This is a genomic window from uncultured Marinobacter sp. (genome assembly GCF_913055835.1).
Lineage (GTDB): Bacteria > Pseudomonadota > Gammaproteobacteria > Pseudomonadales > Oleiphilaceae > Marinobacter.
The window spans coordinates 11812-29837 of the sequence record NZ_CAJXKQ010000035.1 but is presented as its reverse complement, the minus strand read 5'-3'; the positions used below and the strand labels follow the sequence as shown (position 1 = coordinate 29837).

General features: G+C 56.8%; 14 protein-coding genes. 8 read left to right on the top strand and 6 right to left on the bottom strand.

Annotation, left to right across the window (positions count from 1 at the left end; genetic code table 11):
• Positions 1–82: 82 nt before the first annotated feature.
• The 3 genes from QZ534_RS15960 to dnaA are packed head-to-tail and all read right to left on the bottom strand — an operon-like array spanning position 83 to position 3983.
• Positions 83–1354: an AarF/ABC1/UbiB kinase family protein gene (locus tag QZ534_RS15960; RefSeq protein WP_296935806.1), complete on the bottom strand. Its 1272-nt coding sequence runs from the start codon at positions 1352–1354 to the stop codon at positions 83–85.
• A 15-nt stretch (positions 1355–1369) separates the two neighbouring features.
• The gene (dnaN, locus tag QZ534_RS15955) at positions 1370–2473 is read right to left on the bottom strand and encodes a DNA polymerase III subunit beta (protein WP_296935805.1); all 1104 of its coding nucleotides are present in this window, start codon (positions 2471–2473) and stop codon (positions 1370–1372) included.
• Between the two features lie 55 nt (positions 2474–2528).
• Complete coding sequence (gene dnaA / locus QZ534_RS15950) at positions 2529–3983, bottom strand: chromosomal replication initiator protein DnaA (RefSeq protein ID WP_296935804.1); 1455 nt, start codon at positions 3981–3983, stop codon at positions 2529–2531.
• Between the two features lie 645 nt (positions 3984–4628).
• Here dnaA and rpmH point away from each other — a divergent pair.
• The 5 genes from rpmH to mnmE all read left to right on the top strand — a co-directional run bounded on the left by rpmH (position 4629) and on the right by mnmE (position 8642).
• On the top strand, positions 4629–4763 hold the full coding sequence (rpmH, locus tag QZ534_RS15945; RefSeq protein WP_008172542.1) for a 50S ribosomal protein L34: 135 nt from the start codon (positions 4629–4631) through the stop codon (positions 4761–4763).
• A gap of 14 nt (positions 4764–4777) precedes the next feature.
• Positions 4778–5185: a ribonuclease P protein component gene (gene rnpA, locus QZ534_RS15940; RefSeq protein ID WP_296935803.1), complete on the top strand. Its 408-nt coding sequence runs from the start codon at positions 4778–4780 to the stop codon at positions 5183–5185.
• Entirely contained in the window at positions 5185–5478 is a 294-nt protein-coding gene (yidD, locus tag QZ534_RS15935; RefSeq protein WP_296935801.1) for a membrane protein insertion efficiency factor YidD, read from the top strand. Before rnpA ends, yidD begins: the two co-directional genes overlap by 1 nt.
• 4 nt (positions 5479–5482) lie before the next feature.
• On the top strand, positions 5483–7201 hold the full coding sequence (yidC, locus tag QZ534_RS15930) for a membrane protein insertase YidC (protein ID WP_296935799.1): 1719 nt from the start codon (positions 5483–5485) through the stop codon (positions 7199–7201).
• A gap of 70 nt (positions 7202–7271) precedes the next feature.
• Positions 7272–8642, top strand: coding sequence for a tRNA uridine-5-carboxymethylaminomethyl(34) synthesis GTPase MnmE (gene mnmE, locus QZ534_RS15925; RefSeq protein WP_296935797.1), 1371 nt, complete (start codon positions 7272–7274; stop codon positions 8640–8642).
• A 2-nt stretch (positions 8643–8644) separates the two neighbouring features.
• Here mnmE and thpD read toward each other — a convergent pair whose 3' ends face one another.
• Both thpD and QZ534_RS15915 read right to left on the bottom strand, forming a co-directional pair.
• Positions 8645–9580: an ectoine hydroxylase gene (gene thpD / locus QZ534_RS15920; RefSeq protein WP_296935796.1), complete on the bottom strand. Its 936-nt coding sequence runs from the start codon at positions 9578–9580 to the stop codon at positions 8645–8647.
• Between the two features lie 164 nt (positions 9581–9744).
• Positions 9745–11565 carry an acyl-CoA dehydrogenase C-terminal domain-containing protein gene (locus tag QZ534_RS15915; RefSeq protein ID WP_296935795.1) on the bottom strand — a complete coding sequence of 607 codons (1821 nt, stop codon included), beginning with the start codon at positions 11563–11565 and terminating at the stop codon, positions 9745–9747.
• A 246-nt stretch (positions 11566–11811) separates the two neighbouring features.
• Here QZ534_RS15915 and QZ534_RS15910 point away from each other — a divergent pair, with 246 nt between their 5' ends.
• The 3 genes from QZ534_RS15910 to QZ534_RS15900 are packed head-to-tail and all read left to right on the top strand — an operon-like array spanning position 11812 to position 16656.
• Complete coding sequence (locus QZ534_RS15910; RefSeq protein ID WP_296935793.1) at positions 11812–12372, top strand: DUF3833 domain-containing protein; 561 nt, start codon at positions 11812–11814, stop codon at positions 12370–12372.
• Between the two features lie 39 nt (positions 12373–12411).
• Complete coding sequence (locus QZ534_RS15905) at positions 12412–13506, top strand: efflux RND transporter periplasmic adaptor subunit (protein WP_296935792.1); 1095 nt, start codon at positions 12412–12414, stop codon at positions 13504–13506.
• 3 nt (positions 13507–13509) lie between these two features.
• Positions 13510–16656, top strand: coding sequence for an efflux RND transporter permease subunit (locus tag QZ534_RS15900; RefSeq protein WP_296935790.1), 3147 nt, complete (start codon positions 13510–13512; stop codon positions 16654–16656).
• Positions 16657–16668: 12 nt separating this feature from the next.
• Here QZ534_RS15900 and QZ534_RS15895 read toward each other — a convergent pair whose 3' ends face one another.
• Entirely contained in the window at positions 16669–17934 is a 1266-nt protein-coding gene (locus QZ534_RS15895) for an EAL domain-containing protein (protein WP_296935789.1), read from the bottom strand.
• Between the last annotated feature and the right edge of the window lie 92 nt (positions 17935–18026).

Sequence of the window (18026 nt, the reverse complement as noted above, 5' to 3'; positions counted from 1 at the left end):
CAATAAAACGAAAAAGGCAGCGTTACCTTCGCACGATAACGCTGCCTTAGTGTACAAAAGCCGATCGCCCAAGGCGACAGCCTCAGTGAAGCATATTCAACCGTTCGTCCATAAACACATCCATCTCGGGAGCCAGGATGTGAACGTACCGATCAAAATACAGGAACTGCTTGAGCAGCAGGGCAAATTCCCTCGGGAAATGCAGACCGTGGCTTTCCCCGATCTTAACCATATCCATCAGAATGTGATTAACATCGTCCTCGGCCTGCTCCGCTTCATAAGGCACTTCATCAGGCACCATCTTGTCCATCTGCTGGTACAACCTTCTCAGGTCACCGGCGAGATCCTCAGCCCGAACCGTTTGACGGGTAATCCCGATACGGATCATGGCATCGGCCATACCCTCGAAGTTGCCAACCATCACCGCTGAAATAAAATCACTGACTGCCTGCCAGGTATCCGGCTTTATCCGGCCGACAATGCCAAAGTCGATAAAGCCAACCCGGCCATCCTTCAGCACCATCAGGTTGCCCGCATGCACATCTGCGTGGAAGAACTCGCATTGGGTCAAACTGGCAAACCAGGTGTTCATGGCGGTAATCAGTGTGCGTTCCGGATCGCGGGCGTAGCCGCGAATACTCTCCAGATCCGTCAGTGATACTCCGTGGAAACGCTCCATGGTGAGGATTCGGCGGGTGCTGCAGTGCTCAAACACCCTCGGCACGGCTGCGTCTTCATTATGGGTATCGTGCAGAAAATCCCGGAACACCTTCAGGTTGTTGGCTTCCTTGATAAAGTCGCACTCTTCCATCATGGTGCGCTGGATTTCCTCAACGATACCGGACATAGACGTCCAGGACAGTTTCGGCGCCAGGGTTTCAAGAATTCTGGCGGACAGGTAAAGGAAGTTCAGGTCGGTCAGCAGAATGTTCTCAACCCCCGGTTTCTGAACCTTGATAACCACTTCTTCACCGGACACCAACCGGGCAGCGTGAACCTGGGCAATGGAAGCCGAAGCCAGGGCTACCGGATCGATGTCCGCGTAGACTTCCTCCAGCGGCCGGCCCAGCTCTTCCCGGATGATCTTCTTGATCACACCAAAGGGCAGGTTGGGGGTCTTATCAAGGCAATACTGAAACTCCTCCACATATTCCTTGGGGAAAAACGTGGGGGAGCTGGCAATAAACTGACCCAGCTTGATGTAGGTCGCACCGAGGGATTCAAAAGTCTGCCTCAGCAGCCTGGGCGTCGGCGGACGATCTCCCCGCAGCCAGTTGATCCCGGTGCGCCCGAGTACCGACACAGTCTGGCCAATCCGGAAGGCGCCTTTGATTCCATTCGTTACGGTACTCATCAATCGATTCTCCTCCTACAGCCTCATGGGCATGACAACATAGAGGCAACGGTTATCATTCTGCGCCTCTATCAACGCACTGCTGTTCGGATTGGACAGGGTGATTTTTACCTGGTCCTCATCCAGCGCGTTCATTACATCCACTAAATAGCCTACATTAAAACCGATCTGCAGGGATTCGCCCTGATAGTCCACCGGCAGTGCGTCTTCGGCCTGTTCCTGGTCCGGGTTGTTGGCGAACACCTGGAGTTCATTGGATGCCAGGTTAAGTCGCACACCCCGGATATTCTCGTGAGACAGAATACCCGCCCGTTGCAGGGTATTCTTTAGTGTCGCGCGATCGGCCAGTACCACCTTGTCGCCACCACGCGGAATCACCCGGTTGTAGTCCGGGAACTTGCCTTCTATGAGTTTCGAGGTGAAGGTGTAAGAACCCACCGTCGCCCGGAGGTGGTTGTCACCGATAACCAGCGTGACCGGTGTTTCCACATCGTCAAGCAGTCGGGAAAGTTCCAGAACCCCTTTCCGGGGAACAATCACCTGCCGCAACTCGGGGCAATTGGTCGTCAGTTCCAGATGTGCCATGGCCAGTCGGTGACCATCGGTCGCCACGGTCCGTACATGATCCTTGTCCACTTCCAGCAACAGTCCGTTCAGGTAATAACGAACGTCCTGCTGAGCCATGGCGAAAGCCGTCGCATCCAGCATCCGGCCCAGCTCCTTTTGGGGCAGTTCCAGACGGAAGCTCTCGGCCTCGTCTTCCACATTCGGAAAGTGTTCCGCCGGCAGTGTGGACAAGGTGAAGTGGCTGGCGCCACACCGCAAATGCAGACGATCACCCTCCAGGGAAAGCTCAATCGGCGCTTCATCGCCAAGGGCCCGGGCGATATCGGACAGTTTTCGGGCCGGAACGGTAATCCGGCCAGGCTGATCCACATGCACCGGCGTTATTCGTGCCACCAGCTCCACTTCCATATTGGTACCGGTCAGGGTCAGGGTATTGTCCTCGGCCACCAGCAAAACGTTGGAGAGCACGGGCATGGTCTGTTTCTTTTCCACCACGCCAGCAATACTTTGCAGCGGGGTAAGCAGGGATTCACGGCTGATCGTCAGTTTCATGGCACTCAGCTTTCTTTATGTTGGAAGGGTGAATGTTATTCGCCAACGCCCGGCATCAGGTGGTCAGCAGTCTCATAAAATTCTGATAATCCTCGCGGATGCCCGGATCGGTCTCCTGCAATTCCACGATTTTCTTGCACGCATGCAATACAGTGGTGTGGTCACGACCACCAAAGGCGTCACCAATCTCCGGCAAGCTGTGATTGGTCAGTTCCTTGGACAGCGCCATGGCAACCTGCCGGGGTCGGGTGACTGTTCGGGTTCGCCGTTTGGAGAGCAAGTCGGCCACCTTGATCTTGTAATACTCCGCCACAGTGCGCTGAATATTATCGATACTTACCTGTTTCTCATGCAGTGCCAACAGGTCTTTCAGACTCTCCCGGATAAAGGGCGGCGTGATTTCCGAGCCAGTGAAGTGAGCATTCGCTATCACCAGACGAAGCGCCCCCTCAAGCTCTCGAACATTGGAACGAATCTTCTGGGCAATAAAAAAAGCCGCTTCGCTACTGAGCTTTACGTTCGCCTGATCGGCTTTCTTCATCAAAATCGCCACCCGGGTTTCCAGTTCCGGTGGCTCAACCATCACCGTCAACCCCCAACCGAACCGGGATTTGAGCCGCTCCTCCATATCGACAATTTCTTTTGGGAACCGATCACAGGTGACGATGACCTGCTGACCGCCTTCCAGCAAGGCATTAAAAGTGTGGAAAAATTCTTCCTGGGAGCGCTCCTTGCGAGCAAAAAACTGGATGTCGTCGATCAGCAGCGCATCCACGGACCGGTAATAGCGCTTGAACTCATTAATGGCGTTCAGCTGTAGTGCCTTGACCATGTCGGCCACGAACCGTTCTGAGCGAAGGTAGGCCACTTTCGCCTTGGGATTGCGACGGACGATTTCGTTGCCTATCGCATGCATCAGGTGTGTTTTACCCAGACCAACCCCGCCGTAAAGGAACAAAGGATTGTAGGCACCGCCCGGATTCTCCGCCACCTGCATGGAGGCAGCACGGGCCAGCTGGTTGGATTTACCTTCAACAAAGGTCTCAAAGGTAAACCCTTCATTCAGAAAGCTCTGATGCTTGATGTCACCTTCAACCTGAACCGGTCGCCGCTCGCTGCCACTTTTCGGGCGAACCGAAGGCGAGCCGACCACCGTGGCCGCCACGCCTTTCTCTTCTTCGGTAACCCGGCTACCTGTTTCTTCGTGAACCTGGCCATTCACGCGGGCAGGTGCTTCCGAGCGCTTGACCGGTTCATCTTCGCGGGGCGCCGACCCCACTTTCATATTGACCCGGGGAGCCTGCCCGCCGTTCAAATCCTTCAGTACCTCTTCAATACGCCGCAGGTACTTTTCATTCACCCAATCCATAACAAAGCGGTTGGGCGCGAAGAGCATCAGCTGCCCCTCCCGGTGATCGGATTGCAGGGGCCTGAGCCAGGTATTGAACTGTTGTGCGGGAAACTCGTCCCGGAGTACTTCAAGACATTGATGCCACATACTGTTTGGCACGACAGCCTGCTCCCGATAACCCTGAAATGTCTCTGAACGGACGAGGGACATCCTGTCCAGTGAGATGACCCCGAATTCTAACCCGACCGGCCTTCCAGTGAAAGAGCCACAGGCAATTCATGAACAGCCTGTGGAAATTTATTTCTTTACATTTCAATTTTTTACGAACTTACCTACAACCTTGTGTACAGAAAATAACTACTTTCAGACTTACCCACAGCCCTGTGTGTATAGCCAGGGTCTAACCCTGTGAGGAACCGCGGGACACACCCGGGGATAACCTCGATTCATCGTACGAATACGATTTACCCACATTTCGCCCTGCCACCGTCCACAGAGCTCATCCCGCCTTATCAATACCCTTATAAACCGCTCAGGAATCTGTTTTTACAAGCTTTTCTACGTTTATCCACAAGAACATCCGGTACTAATAACAGTAATAATTAATCCTTAAAAGAATTCTAAAAAGACTTACTGAATTTATTAGCTCACCAGGACATTCCAGAATTTCCGGCATGCGCATAACCCCCTAGCAATAAGCATTGAATTCCCACCGGTATTTGCATAGAATGCCGCTCCTGTTTTGGCTGTTCATTTTCCGGCCAGTTACTGAATTTCCAACTTACGAATTGTGAGATCATCACCATGAAAAGAACGTTTCAACCAAGCGTCCTGAAGCGTAAGCGCGTTCACGGTTTCCGTGCCCGTATGGCCACTGCCAACGGTCGCAAGGTTATTTCCCGTCGTCGTGCCAAGGGCCGCGCACGTCTGTCCGCGTAAGCTCCGATTGCCTGATGAAGGCTTTGAGTTTCCCGAAATCACATCGTCTCCTGCGATCTGCTGATTACGGCAAAGTCTTCAACGACGTGCAGCTGAAAGTTCCGCACCGGAATTTTCTGATCCTGGCAACGCCGAATGACCTCGGTCACGCCAGGATCGGTCTGATCTTCTCCAAGAAGAATCTGAAGCTAGCCGTCCAGAGAAACCGGGTAAAACGCCAGGTCAGAGAAAGCTTCCGGCACCAGACGGATCTGCCCGGTCTCGACCTTGTGGTTCTGGGGCGTCAGGGGCTGGTTTCCCTGGATAACCAGTCGGTACGGGCATCCATGGACGATCTCTGGCGACGTCTCAGGAAAAAATACGCTCAATCTCAGCCATCCCGGACAGTAGCATCGAAAACTGCCGGTCGAGGAACGGGTTAATGCGCAAGCTCCTGCTTCTGCCCATCCGCTTCTACCAGTACGCAATCAGTCCCCTGATGGCCAGTCACTGCCGCCACTACCCCACCTGTTCACAATACGCCGTTGAAGCCATAACCCACCATGGCGCACTTAAAGGATTATTTCTCGCAATCCGGCGTCTTTTAAGGTGTCATCCCTGGGCGGAAGGCGGTTATGATCCTGTACCGGGAACAACACAGACCCCGGTTCAGCAAACCGTAACAGCCTGCGTACACGCTGATCATTCCCATACAACAACCCAGACCAGACAGTAACTCTATGGATATTCAACGCATCGTATTATTTGCCGGCCTGGCTATTGTCAGTTATCTGATGGTGCTTGCCTGGAATGAGGATTACCATCAGCAGCCGCAGACGGCTCAAGTTGCTGAATCCCAGCAGCCTTCCCAGTCCAACGGCAGCACGGGCAATTCAGACGATATGGTGCTTCCGGAAGAGGGCTCCGCCCAGGTTGACGGTGATGGCGAGTTTACAACCCCGGAAACCGGTCAGGCGGTCGTCAGTTCAACGGAAAACAACACCACAGTCAGTGATCAGTTCATCACCGTCCGCACCGACGTTTACGACCTGCAGATTGATCGGGTTAGCGGCAACCTGGTAAAAGCCCAGCTGCTTAACTACGACAAGTCGCTCAATAGCAAAGAGCCACTGACTCTTCTGAACAACACCCAGAACCGTCTATACGTTCTAGAAAGCGGTCTGATTGGCCGAGACGGCCCTGATAGTCGCAAGAACGGATCCGCTCCCGTATACAACGCCGACGCTTCCAGCTATGAGCTGGCTGAAGGTGACAACCAGCTTCAGGTAGACCTCACCTACACCACTGATAGCGGTGTCCAGATCACCAAACGTTACCAGTTCGAGCGCGACAGCTATGAGATTGACGTTAAGTATCTGGTAAATAACCAGTCCAGTAACGACTGGCAGGCCAATTTCACCGGCAAGATCGTCCGTGACCAGTCCCCGGACCCTACCTCCCAGACCAGCATGGGTATCCAGGCATTCCTTGGTCTGGTGATCAGTTCGCCGGAGGATCCCTACGAGAAGTTTGATTTCGGCGACCTGCAGGAAACCCAGATCAACCAGTCCGTTACCAACGGTTGGCTGGCATTCCTCCAGCATTACTTCCTGTCAGCCTGGGTGCCAGAACGTGATCTCCCAGCCCAGTTCCAGACCACCCGTCGTGGTAACAACTATGTGATGGGCTTTGTCTATCCGGCAACCAACGTGGCGCCGGGTGAGACCTCCGAGATCGGCGCGCGGGCCTACGTCGGGCCGAAGATCATTGAGCGCCTGGAAGAAATGGCTCCGAACATGGACCGTACGGTGGATTTCGGCTGGCTGTTCTTTATTTCCCTGCCGCTGTTCATCATTCTGGACTGGTTCCACAGCCTGGTAGGCAACTGGGGTGTTTCCATTATCCTGCTGACCGTGCTGGTCAAGGCGGTGTTCTTCCATCTCTCCGCGACCAGTTACAAATCCATGGCCAAGATGCGGGCAGTAGCTCCTCAGCTGACCCGGTTGAAAGAACTGTACGGCGACGACCGACAGCGTATGTCCCAGGAAATGATGGCGCTGTACAAGCGGGAAAAGATCAATCCGCTTGGAGGCTGTCTGCCGATCCTCGTTCAGATGCCGGTGTTCATCTCTCTTTACTGGGTACTGTTCGAGAGTGTTCAGCTACGCCATGCGCCGTTCATCCTGTGGATTCAGGATCTGTCGGTCATGGACCCGTACTTCATTCTGCCGATCCTGATGGGCGCCAGTATGTTCCTGCAGATGAGTCTGAACCCGACCCCGCCGGACCCCATGCAGGCGAAGATCATGAAGATGATGCCGTTGATCTTCACCGTGTTCTTCCTGTGGTTCCCGGCCGGTCTGGTTCTGTACTGGCTGGTAAACAACATTCTGTCCATTGCCCAGCAGTGGTACATTACCCGCAAGATCGAAGCAGAAATGGCCGGCAAGAAGCACTGACCGGTGCCCGAACCGACCCGGCAAAGGCTCCTGTGTGGAGCCTTTGTTGTTTTCAGCCTGTGGATAAAACATGAGCCAGAGTTCTGACACCATTGCAGCCATAGCCACCGCGCCCGGACAGGCCGGGGTCGGTATCGTTCGCGTGTCCGGTCCCAAGGCTCGGGCTATTGCCCAACAGATGCTGGGGTTCGAGCCCAAACCACGTTATGCCCATTACGGCCCGTTTCATGACAATCAGGGCGAACTGATCGATGAGGGCATCGGGCTGTTTTTCCCCAACCCCCATTCGTTCACCGGTGAGGATGTCTTCGAGCTCCAGGGCCACGGGGGCACCGTGATTCTCGATCTTTTGCTTCGGGAAGTTTGCAGCCAGGGGGCAAGACTGGCCCGCCCCGGTGAGTTTTCCGAGCGGGCGTTTCTGAACGACAAACTGGATCTGGCCCAGGCCGAGGCCATTGCCGATCTGATTGAAAGCAGCTCGGAACAGGCCGCCCGCTGTGCCGTTCGCTCCATGCAGGGGGTGTTCTCCCGGCAGATAGAAGATCTGGTGGATGCGGTAACACACCTGCGGATCTACGTTGAGGCAGCCATCGATTTTCCCGAGGAGGAGATCGATTTCCTGGCCGATGGCAAGGTGGCCAGCGATCTTCAGAATCTGCTGGACCGGCTGGAGAAAATCCTGGCCGAGGCCCAGCAGGGAACCATTCTGCGCGATGGCATGAAAGTGGTCATCGCCGGCAGGCCCAATGCCGGCAAATCCAGCCTGCTTAATGCCCTGGCCGGTCGCGAGGCTGCGATTGTAACCGCCATTGAGGGAACCACCCGCGATGTCCTGAGGGAGCATATCCACATCGATGGCATGCCGCTGCACATTATCGATACCGCAGGTCTGCGGGACAGTCCGGATGAAGTGGAGCAGATAGGAATCGCCCGGGCCTGGGATGAAATCCGACAGGCCGACCGCATTCTTCTGATGGTGGATGCCACCACTACCGACAAAACCAGTCCCCATGAAATCTGGCCGGACTTTATTGACCAGTTACCGGCCAACGCGCCGGTGACGGTGATTCGCAACAAAGTGGATCTGTCCGGCGAAACGGTCGGGATCAGTGCCGAAGACCACCAGAGAGCACCGGTTATCCGTTTGGCGGCAAAGTCTGCCGAAGGTTTGGAGATTCTCCGGGACCATCTCAAACAGTGCATGGGGTTTGCCAGTACCACCGAAGGCGGATTTCTGGCCCGCCGTCGCCACCTGGACGCCCTGGAGCGGGCCCAGGCCCTGCTGATTCAGGGCCAGAGCCAGCTGGAAGGGTTTGGAGCCGGTGAGTTACTGGCTGAAGATCTGCGGGCAGCCCAGGATAGCCTGGGCGAGATCACCGGGCACCTTACCCCGGATGAGCTTCTCGGCAAGATTTTCAGCAGCTTCTGCATCGGTAAGTAGCGTTAACCGGTTTTCCGGCGTTCGTCCTCTGAAACTGGCACCAGAGCCTCGGTGTTACTGCGATTGCCCAGGAAATCCGGCCGTGGTTTGTTGCCGCAGAATGGGGCCTGGAGCTGGTTTTCCACACTGTTATAGACAAAGAACAGGTTGCTGCGGGGCCAGGGCGACATATTGGCGTTCGAGGCATGCAGTGTATTGCACTCGAAGATGATCAAAGAGCCTGCGGCACCTGTGGGCGCCTTGATTCCGTATTGGTCCGCCATGGCGGCCAGGTCACGATCGTTGGGAACGCCCAGTTCCTGCTTTTTCAGGGACGACTGGTAATTGTCTTCTGGCGTGCGTCCGACACAGGGCACAAAGGTCTTGTGGGAGCCGGGAATCAGCATCAACGGGCCATTGAAAGGCGTGTTGTCGGTAAGGGCGATAGAAAAACTGACAGCACGCATACGGGGCATCCCATCCTCGGCATGCCAGGTCTCGAAATCGGAGTGCCAGTCAAAGCCTTTGCCGTGGAAGCCGGGTTTGAAGTTAATCCGGGACTGGTGGATATAGGCTTCACTGCCCAGAAGCTGGCGTACCATTGCCAGAATCTTCGGATCCCGGGTCAGCCGGTCGAATCGATCCGAGAGTTCGTGAATGCCGAAAATCGAGCGTATTTCCTGCTTGCCGGGCTCGGTGATGGTGCCCTCAGAACGAAGGATGCTTTCATCGTCTTCGTAGGCCCGGAGATCCTCCCGGAACTGACGAACAGTGTTTTGGTCGAGGAAGCTGTTGAACACCAGAAAGCCGTCGCGTTCATACTGCGCCAGCTCGGCTTCACTCAGCGGTCCGTCGGTTCGGTGCGAACCGCTGCTGTGTACCACGGGGTCCTTGCGCTCAAAGCTCTTGGTCGGACGTTCCAGGCGGGTTGGATAAAAGTCGTCAGCACGAGTGTCCATATTCGAACCTCCTTCTTTTATTCACGAATTCAAAGGTTTTTCATTTAATTCAGTAAGTTATTAACTCCGAAGCGGAAGTGCACCTGTGAGGTGGGGTCGGGCGGGAGTATTTCAAGGGCAAAAAAATCCCGGGCGAGGCCCGGGAGCAGGAGAGACCGGATAGCTTATCCGGTAAAGGCCAGATCCTCGGCATCCAGTTGCATCAGATTCTTGCTCGGGCTGAGCATGCTGGCAGCGTGGCTCTGGGCGCGGGGCAGCAAGCGCTCAAAATAGAATTCGGTAGTTCCGAGTTTGGCCCGGTAGAATCCCTCCGACTCCTCACCACCGTTATCGAGTTTATCCACAGCCACGGCAGCCTGGCGCAGCCAGATATAAGCCATGGTGACGTAGCCGCTGTACATCAGGAAATCATAGGCTGCAGAGCTCACCACGTCCCGGTCCTTGCGGGCCGCCAGCATGATCCGGACCGTCAACAGGTTCCACTGCCCGGTCAGCTTTAGCAGCTCAAGGGCCCAGGGTCGCAGCCGCTTGTCGGCGAGATGCTTGCGGGCAAAATTGGCAATCTTCAGGGTGAATTCGCGGACTGCGCCGCCCTGGGTCATCAGCAAGACCTTTCGCCCCAACAGGTCCAGTGCCTGTATACCGGTAGTGCCCTCGTACAGGGTGGCGATGCGGGTATCCCGGACAATCTGCTCCATCCCGTGCTCGCGGATGTAACCGTGGCCGCCAAAAACCTGAACCCCCAGGTTGGCCGCCTCGCACCCGAGTTCGGTGAGAAAGCCCTTCAGTATCGGTGTCAGGAAGCCGAGCTTGTCGTCGTATTTCTCCGCCTTTTTCTTGTCGCCTTCGGTGAATCCCTCGACCATGTGATCGGCCAGCCGGGCCGCGTAATAAAGCATGGCCCGGCCGCCTTCGGCGATGGCCTTTTGGGTCAGCAGCATCCGGCGCACATCGGCATGATGAATCAGGCTGTCGGCCACCTGGTCCGGTTCTTTCTTGCCAGACAGAGCCCGCATGGAGCGCCTGTCCTTGGCATAGGCCAGCGCCCATTGATAGGACAGCTCTGCCGGCCCGACACCCTGGATGGCGGTGCCGATCCGGGCGGTGTTCATGAAGGTGAACATGCAGTTGAGGCCTTCATTCTCGGGCCCGATCAGATAACCGGTGGCCCCGTCGAAATTCAGCACACAGGTGGCCGAGGCCTTGATGCCCATTTTCTTTTCCAGGCTGCCGCAGACCACCGCGTTGCGTTCGCCCACGCCGCCCTGGCTGTCCGGCAGGAATTTGGGCACGATGAACAGGCTGATGCCCCGGGTGCCCTTGGGAGCATCCGGCAGACGGGCCAGCACGATGTGGACAATGTTTTCGGTCAGATCGTGGTCGCCGGAGGAGATGAAAATCTTGGTGCCCGTCAGACGGTAACTGCCGTCGGCCTGGGGTTCGGCCTTGGTCTTTACCTGGCCCAGATCGGTGCCGCACTGGGGTTCGGTCAGGCACATGGTGCCGGCCCAGCGGCCTTCTGTCAGTGGTGCGAGGTAGGTCTGTTTCTGGTCCTCGGAACCGTGCAGGAAAATGGTGTTCATGGCACCCAGGGACAAACCAGGGTACATGGAGAAGGGCCAGTTGGCGGTGCCCATCATTTCCTGCTTCAGCAGCCCCATGGAGGCGGGGAGGCCCTGGCCGCCATATTCTTCCGGTGCGGAAAGTCCCTGCCAGCCACCCATGGCGTATTGCTGGTAGGCGTCGCGGTAACCGGCAGGTGTGGTGACCTCACCGTTATCGAGTCTGCAGCCTTCCTCGTCTCCGGAGAGGTAGAGGGGGCTCAGCACTTCCTCACAGAATTTCGCGCATTCTCCCAGAATCGCATCCACGATGTCGGGCGTGGCGTTTTCCCCACTGGCCAGGGTGGCGTAATGGCCCGGGTAGTCGAACACCTCGTTCAACAGGAATTTCATGTCGCGCAGGGGCGCTTTATAGACCGGCATAGCGGAGTCCTCAGTGTCTATCCAGAAATCTCAGCAGGGCAATCGACGCCCAATACCGGTCGTTTTACGCCAATAGCCGGGCACTGCCATTGACGAAAAGCGCCGGGCACACTGTCAGAATGGACAATTGGCCGAGATGACGTAGCAGAGACTGTTGATTCCGGGTAATGATCGTTAAAACCGGTAGCGGCGTATTTCCTTGCGCCAAAGGTTCCCAAATATTCCCGTTCAGAGAGTGTAAAAGTCATGCAAAGCCTGTTAACCGAGATATCGAAACGCCTGTCGACGCCTATACTCTGGGTACTGACTTCGGCACTGGTGCTCAGTGGCTGTGCCAGTCCCTCCCTCGAGGATTACGCAGACCGCACGCCTGAGCTGGTTCCCGAAGAGTTCTTTACCGGCGAACTTTCTGCCCGGGGTGTGGTCAAGAATTTTTCCGGTGAGGTGATTCGTACCTTTGATGCGGATATTTCCGCGTCATGGGATGATGAAGGGGTGGGCACCCTGGATGAAGTGTTCCGCTTCAACGACGGCGAGGTCCAGACCCGGGTGTGGACCCTGACGCCCGCGGAAGACGGATACCACGCCGATGCTGGCGATGTGGTTGAACCTGGAACCATGCGCTGGCGCGGGAACGCCATTCACATGAATTATGTCCTTCGTGTGTCATACGGTGACGGTACGCTGGATGTGCGGATGGACGACTGGATGTACCTGATCACGCCCGACACGCTGATTAACCAGACCACCATGAGCAAGTGGGGAATCGACGTGGGTGAGGTGGTACTGGTGATCCAGAAGAAGTAACAGACGACAAACCGAGAACTGGAAAAATCTGGAAGTCCTATGTGGAAACAGTGGTTGATTGCGTTGGTACTGGTGGCAGTGGCTATGGGCGGTGCCTTTGTGTACCAGAATCTGGATGAGGGCACTGCCGCTCAGAGCGGTGGTGAGCGTCCTGCCAGTGCCGTCAACACGCTTCTTCCGAAGATGGAGATGGTGCGGGATGTGGTCAACGCCGTTGGCAGTCTGAAGGCCCTGAATGCGGTGGAGTTGACCACGGAAGTCAGTGGCCGGGTGGTGGAACTGAATCTGGAAACCGGCCGCCGGGTCGAGCAGGGTGATGTGCTTTTACGACTTGACGATCGCCAGGCCAGGGCGGATCTGCAGGTGATCGAAGCTCAATTGGCGGATGCACGCAGGCAGCTCGAAAGAGCACAGCGGTTGCGTTCCAATAACAGTATTTCCCAGTCTCAGGTGGACGAGCTGAGAACGGCCGTCGATGTGGCGGAGGCACAGAGACAGTCGGCAAGGGTCCGTCTGGAAAACCACCGCATTGAGGCGCCGTTCACCGGCGTGGTTGGGCTCAGTGATATCAGCGTTGGTGCCTATATCACTGCCGGAACCTCGGTGACCACTCTGGATACCACTGACCGTATGGAACTTGGTTTTTCCATTCCGGAACGTTTTCTCGGGCAGGTAAGTCTCGGACAACAGGTTCGTGGGGTGTCGCCCGCCTATCCGGACCAGGCGTTTTCCGGCCAGCTGGTTGAACTCGGTTCGCGCGTCAGTGAACTGAGCAGATCATTGCCGGTGCGGGCATTGATCGATAATCCGGATGGCCTGCTCCGGCCGGGGCAGTTTATGTCCGCCACCCTGACGCTCCGGGAACGGGAAGCCCTGGTGATCCCGGAACAGGCGGTGATGATCCGAGGTGACGAACAGTATGTGTTTGTGGCTGAAGACGGCGTCGCCCGGCGGGTTTCAGTCAACTTGGGTTCGCGCATGCCGGGTTTTGTGGAAGTGTCGACGGGGTTGAGTCTGGAAGACCCGGTGATTGTGACCGGTCAGGACAGGCTCAGCAGCGGGGACCGGGTTCGGGTACTGGAGAGTGACAAAGCCATTCCGGAGAACCGATTTATCAGCGCCAGGGAGTCGTAACCGGTGGTCCTCTCAGACGTTTCCATCAAGCGGCCGGTGTTCGCCACGGTCCTCAGTCTCCTGATCGTGGTATTCGGGCTGGCAGCCCTGTTGGGCCTGCCGGTGCGCGAATATCCGGACATTGACCCACCCGTGGTTTCCATTTCTACCGATTACACCGGCGCTGCCGCCGAGGTGGTGGATACCCAGATCACCCAGGTGATCGAGGGTGCGATTAGTGGCATCGAGGGTATTCGTTCCATCGAATCTTCCACCGAGCAGGGCGAATCCCGCACCAGTATTGAATTTACCACGGCCCGGGATGTGGATATTGCTGCCAATGATGTCCGTGATGCGGTGTCCCGGGTAGCCAACCAGCTGCCGGATGAAGCCGATCCGCCCGTGGTGCGTAAAGCCGATTCCGACGCCCGCCCGATGATGTGGGTGACCCTGCGCAGTGATGTCTGGGACAGTGCCGAGCTGAGTGATTTTGCCGACCGGGTTCTGGCGGACCGATTGTCGGTGCTCGACGGTGTCGCCGACGTGCGTATCGGTGGCGAACGGCGCTACGCCATCCGGGTGTGGCTGGATCGGGAGCGGCTTGCCGCCCGTGATATCACCGTGGCGGAAGTTGAACGGGCCCTGCGCGCCAACAACGTGGAGTTGCCGGCCGGATCGGTGGATTCGTCCACCCGAAATTTCACAGTTCGTGCCGAGGGGCGGTTGTCGAATGTGGAACAGTTCCGGGAGCTGGTCATTCGTCGCGACGGCAATGATCTGTTGCGACTCGGGGAAGTGGCCAATGTCCAGATGGGCGTGGAATCGGATGTCAGCCGCCTGCGCGCCAACGGCCAGACGGCTATCGGCATGGGGGTTATCCGGCAGTCCAAGGCCAACACCGTAGCCGTTTCCGATGCGGTTCGCGCTGAACTGGAGAAGATTCGCGAGACCCTGCCGCCGGAAGTCACCATCGCGGAAAGCTACGACGAATCCATTTTTATCCGGGCTTCGATCAAGGAAGTGGTCACCACGCTCGCCATCGCGGTGTCTCTGGTTATCCTGGTGATTTTCCTGTTTCTGCGTTCCTGGCGAGCCACCCTGATTCCTGCGGTGACCATTCCGGTGGCGGTTATTGGTGCCTTTATCGGCCTGGGTTTTCTGGGTTTTTCCATCAACGTACTGACCCTCTTGGCGGTGATTCTGGCCATCGGACTGGTGGTGGACGACGCCATCGTGATGCTGGAAAACATCCAGCGTCGGATTGATGAAGGTGAGCCGCCATTGCTTGCCGCCTACAGGGGCGCAAAACAGGTCGCCTTTGCGGTCATCGCCACCACCCTGACCCTGGTGGCCGTGTTCGTACCTATTTCGTTCATGGGCGGCAATATCGGCCGGTTGTTTGCCGAATTCGGGTTCACCCTGGCTGCGGCGGTGGTGTTTTCCAGTCTCGTTGCCCTGACGCTGGCACCGATGCTGTGCTCCAAGTGGCTCAGACACAGCCCGGAATCGGCGGAGGGACATCGTCTCTGGGCGGCCAGCGAGAAGGTCCTGAATGGCCTGACCAATGGTTACCGCAGGCTGTTGCAGTTTTCCCTGAGGCAACCGGGGCTGTTGCTTGGCCTGGGTCTGGTTGGGCTGGTCATTGCGGCCGTGGTCTACCCCAAACTGCCCCAGGAACTGGCGCCGACCGAAGACCGGGCCGTGATCATCATGCCCACCAGCGCACCCCGCGGTTCAACGGTGGAGTACACCGATCACTACGTCCGCCAGGTGGAGGAGTCTTTACTGCCCTATCTGGATGAGGGCATCGCCAATCGCCTGCTCTCCATCGTCGGGTTCCGTGGTGAGGAGGACAATGCGTTCCTGATCATGGGTCTCGTGCCCTGGGAAGACCGGGACATCAAGCAGCAGGAAGTAACCAGCGAGATCCGCAGGAAACTGGCCGATGTGTCTGGCATCCGGACGGTGGCCGTGAATCCGCCGGGTTTGGGCCAACGGGGTTTCAGCCAGGCAGTCGAGTTTGTGGTAGCGGGTCCGGACTATGAATCGGTGCAGGCCTGGAGTCAGGAGATCATGGAGCGGGCCAAGGAAAATCCGAACCTGCAGAACCTGGATACCGACTTCGAACTGACCCGGCCTGAGCTGCGGGTCAATATTGACCGGGAGCGGGCGGCGGATCTGGACATCACGGTGGAAGATGTCGGTCTTACGCTGCAGACCATGCTGGCCTCCCGGCAAGTCACCACTTACATTGATCGGGGCCGGGAATATGATGTGATCATCCAGGCCGAGGATGCCAACCGGGCAACGCCGGCCGACCTCGGGCAGATTTTCCTGCGGCCCCGTGAGGGCGGCAACCTGATCCCGTTGCAGTCACTGGTTTCGGTGCAGGAAATCGGCGCCAACCCGGACCTTCGCCGTATCGATCGGCTCCCCGCCGTGGTCATCAGTGCTTCCCTGGCTGATGGCTATGATCTTGGTTCGGCATTGACCTATCTGAACAACCTGGCTGTGGATAACCTGCCGCCGGAAGCCCGGGTCAGTTACAAGGGCCTTAGCCGGGAATTCCAGGAATCCTCGGCGGCCATCTACGTTACCTTTGCGCTGGCCTTCGTCATCGTGTTCCTGGTGCTTGCGGCCCAGTTTGAAAGCTGGATCCATCCGCTGATCATCATGTTATCGGTGCCGCTGGCGGTAACCGGGGCTCTGCTGGCGCTCTGGTGGACCGGAATCAGTCTCAATATATACAGCCAGATAGGCATCATCATGTTGCTGGGGTTGATGGCCAAGAACGGCATACTGATTGTGGAGTTCGCTAACCAGCTTCGGGACAAGGGCTATGAGGTGCGAGATGCCATTCTGGAGGGCGCCTGCCTGCGCTTTCGGCCGGTACTGATGACCACCATATCGACCATTTTCGGTGCCGTTCCCCTGGTGATCGCAACCGGCGCTGGCGCAGAGAGTCGGGCGGCCATTGGCATGGTGATCCTCGGTGGGCTGATTTTCGCCACAACTCTCACTCTGTTTATCATCCCGGTGCTCTACAACCTGTTGGCCCGCTTCGCCAAATCCTCTAACGCCGTCGAGAAGGAACTCGAGCGGCAGGCTTCGGGCCAGGCGGGTGGTTCAGGGCTGGCAGCGGCGCCCCAGAAACGCGCGGATGACTTCTGATCAGTTATTTGATCACAGGGTGGCCGGGAACTCGAGCTGGCCACCGAATAGTTCATCCGGATGGATATCAACGCAGAACACCCGCTGCCCCGGCAACATGGTTGAGAGGGTTACCGTGCGTTTTGCATCCGGCAGGCCAACGTAAGGTCGACAACTGCTGATATGCTGGGGCCGCTCCAGGGCATTGCGGAAGTATTCCCTATGGGTCCATCGGGCGCCGGCGGAATGATATAACGGGTTGAACTTACCGCGATGGATGTCCGGATTGGCCCGGGCAAGATTACCCTGTTGTATGCCCTGGGCGTTGAGCAGGAAACAGCGTTTGACACCGTCCACGTCCAACAGCTTTTCACAGGCTGTATTGAAAGGTAGCTCCCGGCTCAGGGAGTGGCAGGCTTCCAGAATTTCGAAGCGAAGCAGTCGAAAATAGCTCTCCTGGTCCCGGATATCCTGGGCCGAAGATTCACTGGAATCGGCAATAACTCCCTTCAAGGCGAGCTCAATCAGTTCAGGCTCATGCTCTTGAAGACTGGTTGGCCGGGCAAACAGAAAACCCTGCAGCAGGTCCGCTTCCGTTTGCAGGGCGATATGAGCTTGCGTGCTGTTCTCGATGCCTTCCAGAAGCACCAGGCTGCCGCTCTCGCGAATCATCTTAACCAGGCTTTCCAGCAGCATTCGGGCTCGGCTGTGGTTCTCCGCGTTTACCAACAGACTCCGGTCGAGCTTCACGATGAGCGGGTTAATGCGCCACAGGCGCTCAAAATTGGAATCACCCATACCAAAATCGTCGATCGCGATCTGGAAACCATGGGCCTTGGCCTTCAGAATGAATTCCAGCAGTGCCTCGGGATTGTCGGATGCCGTCTCCACCAGTTCCAGAACCACTTTTTCCGGATCGATTCCGCTGCTCTGGCACTGGAGCGCCAGTTTTTCCAGGGAGGCTTCCGGGTGAATGCAGGTGCCGGGATTAATATTCAGGAAGAGCCAAACGGGTTGTGAGCCTGCGGCAAAGTTATCCAGATGAATCTGCAACAGATGTCTGTCCAGTTCGGCCGTCAGGTCTTTGGCTTCCGCCTGTTCGAACAGCGCAAACGGGGAGACGCTCTCGTTGTTTTTCCTTACCCTTACCAGGGCTTCGTAGCCTACCAATTTCCGGTGGGTCGGGCTCAGGATAGGCTGGTAAACCGAACTGAAATCATAGTCATTGATCATATCTGGAGCCCGGGTTATTTCGGCTCCACGATAGATGCGTCGGGGAAGTCGGACTACGCTGCTCATGGTCAGGAACCTTTATACTGCCAATGTTCTGGCCATCCTGGCCTGATGATTTATGAGTGTCTGAACATGCAGGTAAAGCGAATTCCGTACCA

Coding starts and splice junctions, on each gene's coding strand:
- QZ534_RS15960 (WP_296935806.1), bottom strand. CDS start 1,354: ATGAGTACCGTAACGAATGGAATCAAAGGCGCCTTCCGGATTGGCCAG.
- dnaN (WP_296935805.1), bottom strand. CDS start 2,473: ATGAAACTGACGATCAGCCGTGAATCCCTGCTTACCCCGCTGCAAAGT.
- rpmH (WP_008172542.1), top strand. CDS start 4,629: ATGAAAAGAACGTTTCAACCAAGCGTCCTGAAGCGTAAGCGCGTTCAC.
- rnpA (WP_296935803.1), top strand. CDS start 4,778: ATGAAGGCTTTGAGTTTCCCGAAATCACATCGTCTCCTGCGATCTGCT.
- yidD (WP_296935801.1), top strand. CDS start 5,185: ATGCGCAAGCTCCTGCTTCTGCCCATCCGCTTCTACCAGTACGCAATC.
- yidC (WP_296935799.1), top strand. CDS start 5,483: ATGGATATTCAACGCATCGTATTATTTGCCGGCCTGGCTATTGTCAGT.
- mnmE (WP_296935797.1), top strand. CDS start 7,272: ATGAGCCAGAGTTCTGACACCATTGCAGCCATAGCCACCGCGCCCGGA.
- thpD (WP_296935796.1), bottom strand. CDS start 9,580: ATGGACACTCGTGCTGACGACTTTTATCCAACCCGCCTGGAACGTCCG.
- QZ534_RS15915 (WP_296935795.1), bottom strand. CDS start 11,565: ATGCCGGTCTATAAAGCGCCCCTGCGCGACATGAAATTCCTGTTGAAC.
- QZ534_RS15910 (WP_296935793.1), top strand. CDS start 11,812: ATGCAAAGCCTGTTAACCGAGATATCGAAACGCCTGTCGACGCCTATA.
- QZ534_RS15905 (WP_296935792.1), top strand. CDS start 12,412: ATGTGGAAACAGTGGTTGATTGCGTTGGTACTGGTGGCAGTGGCTATG.
- QZ534_RS15895 (WP_296935789.1), bottom strand. CDS start 17,934: ATGAGCAGCGTAGTCCGACTTCCCCGACGCATCTATCGTGGAGCCGAA.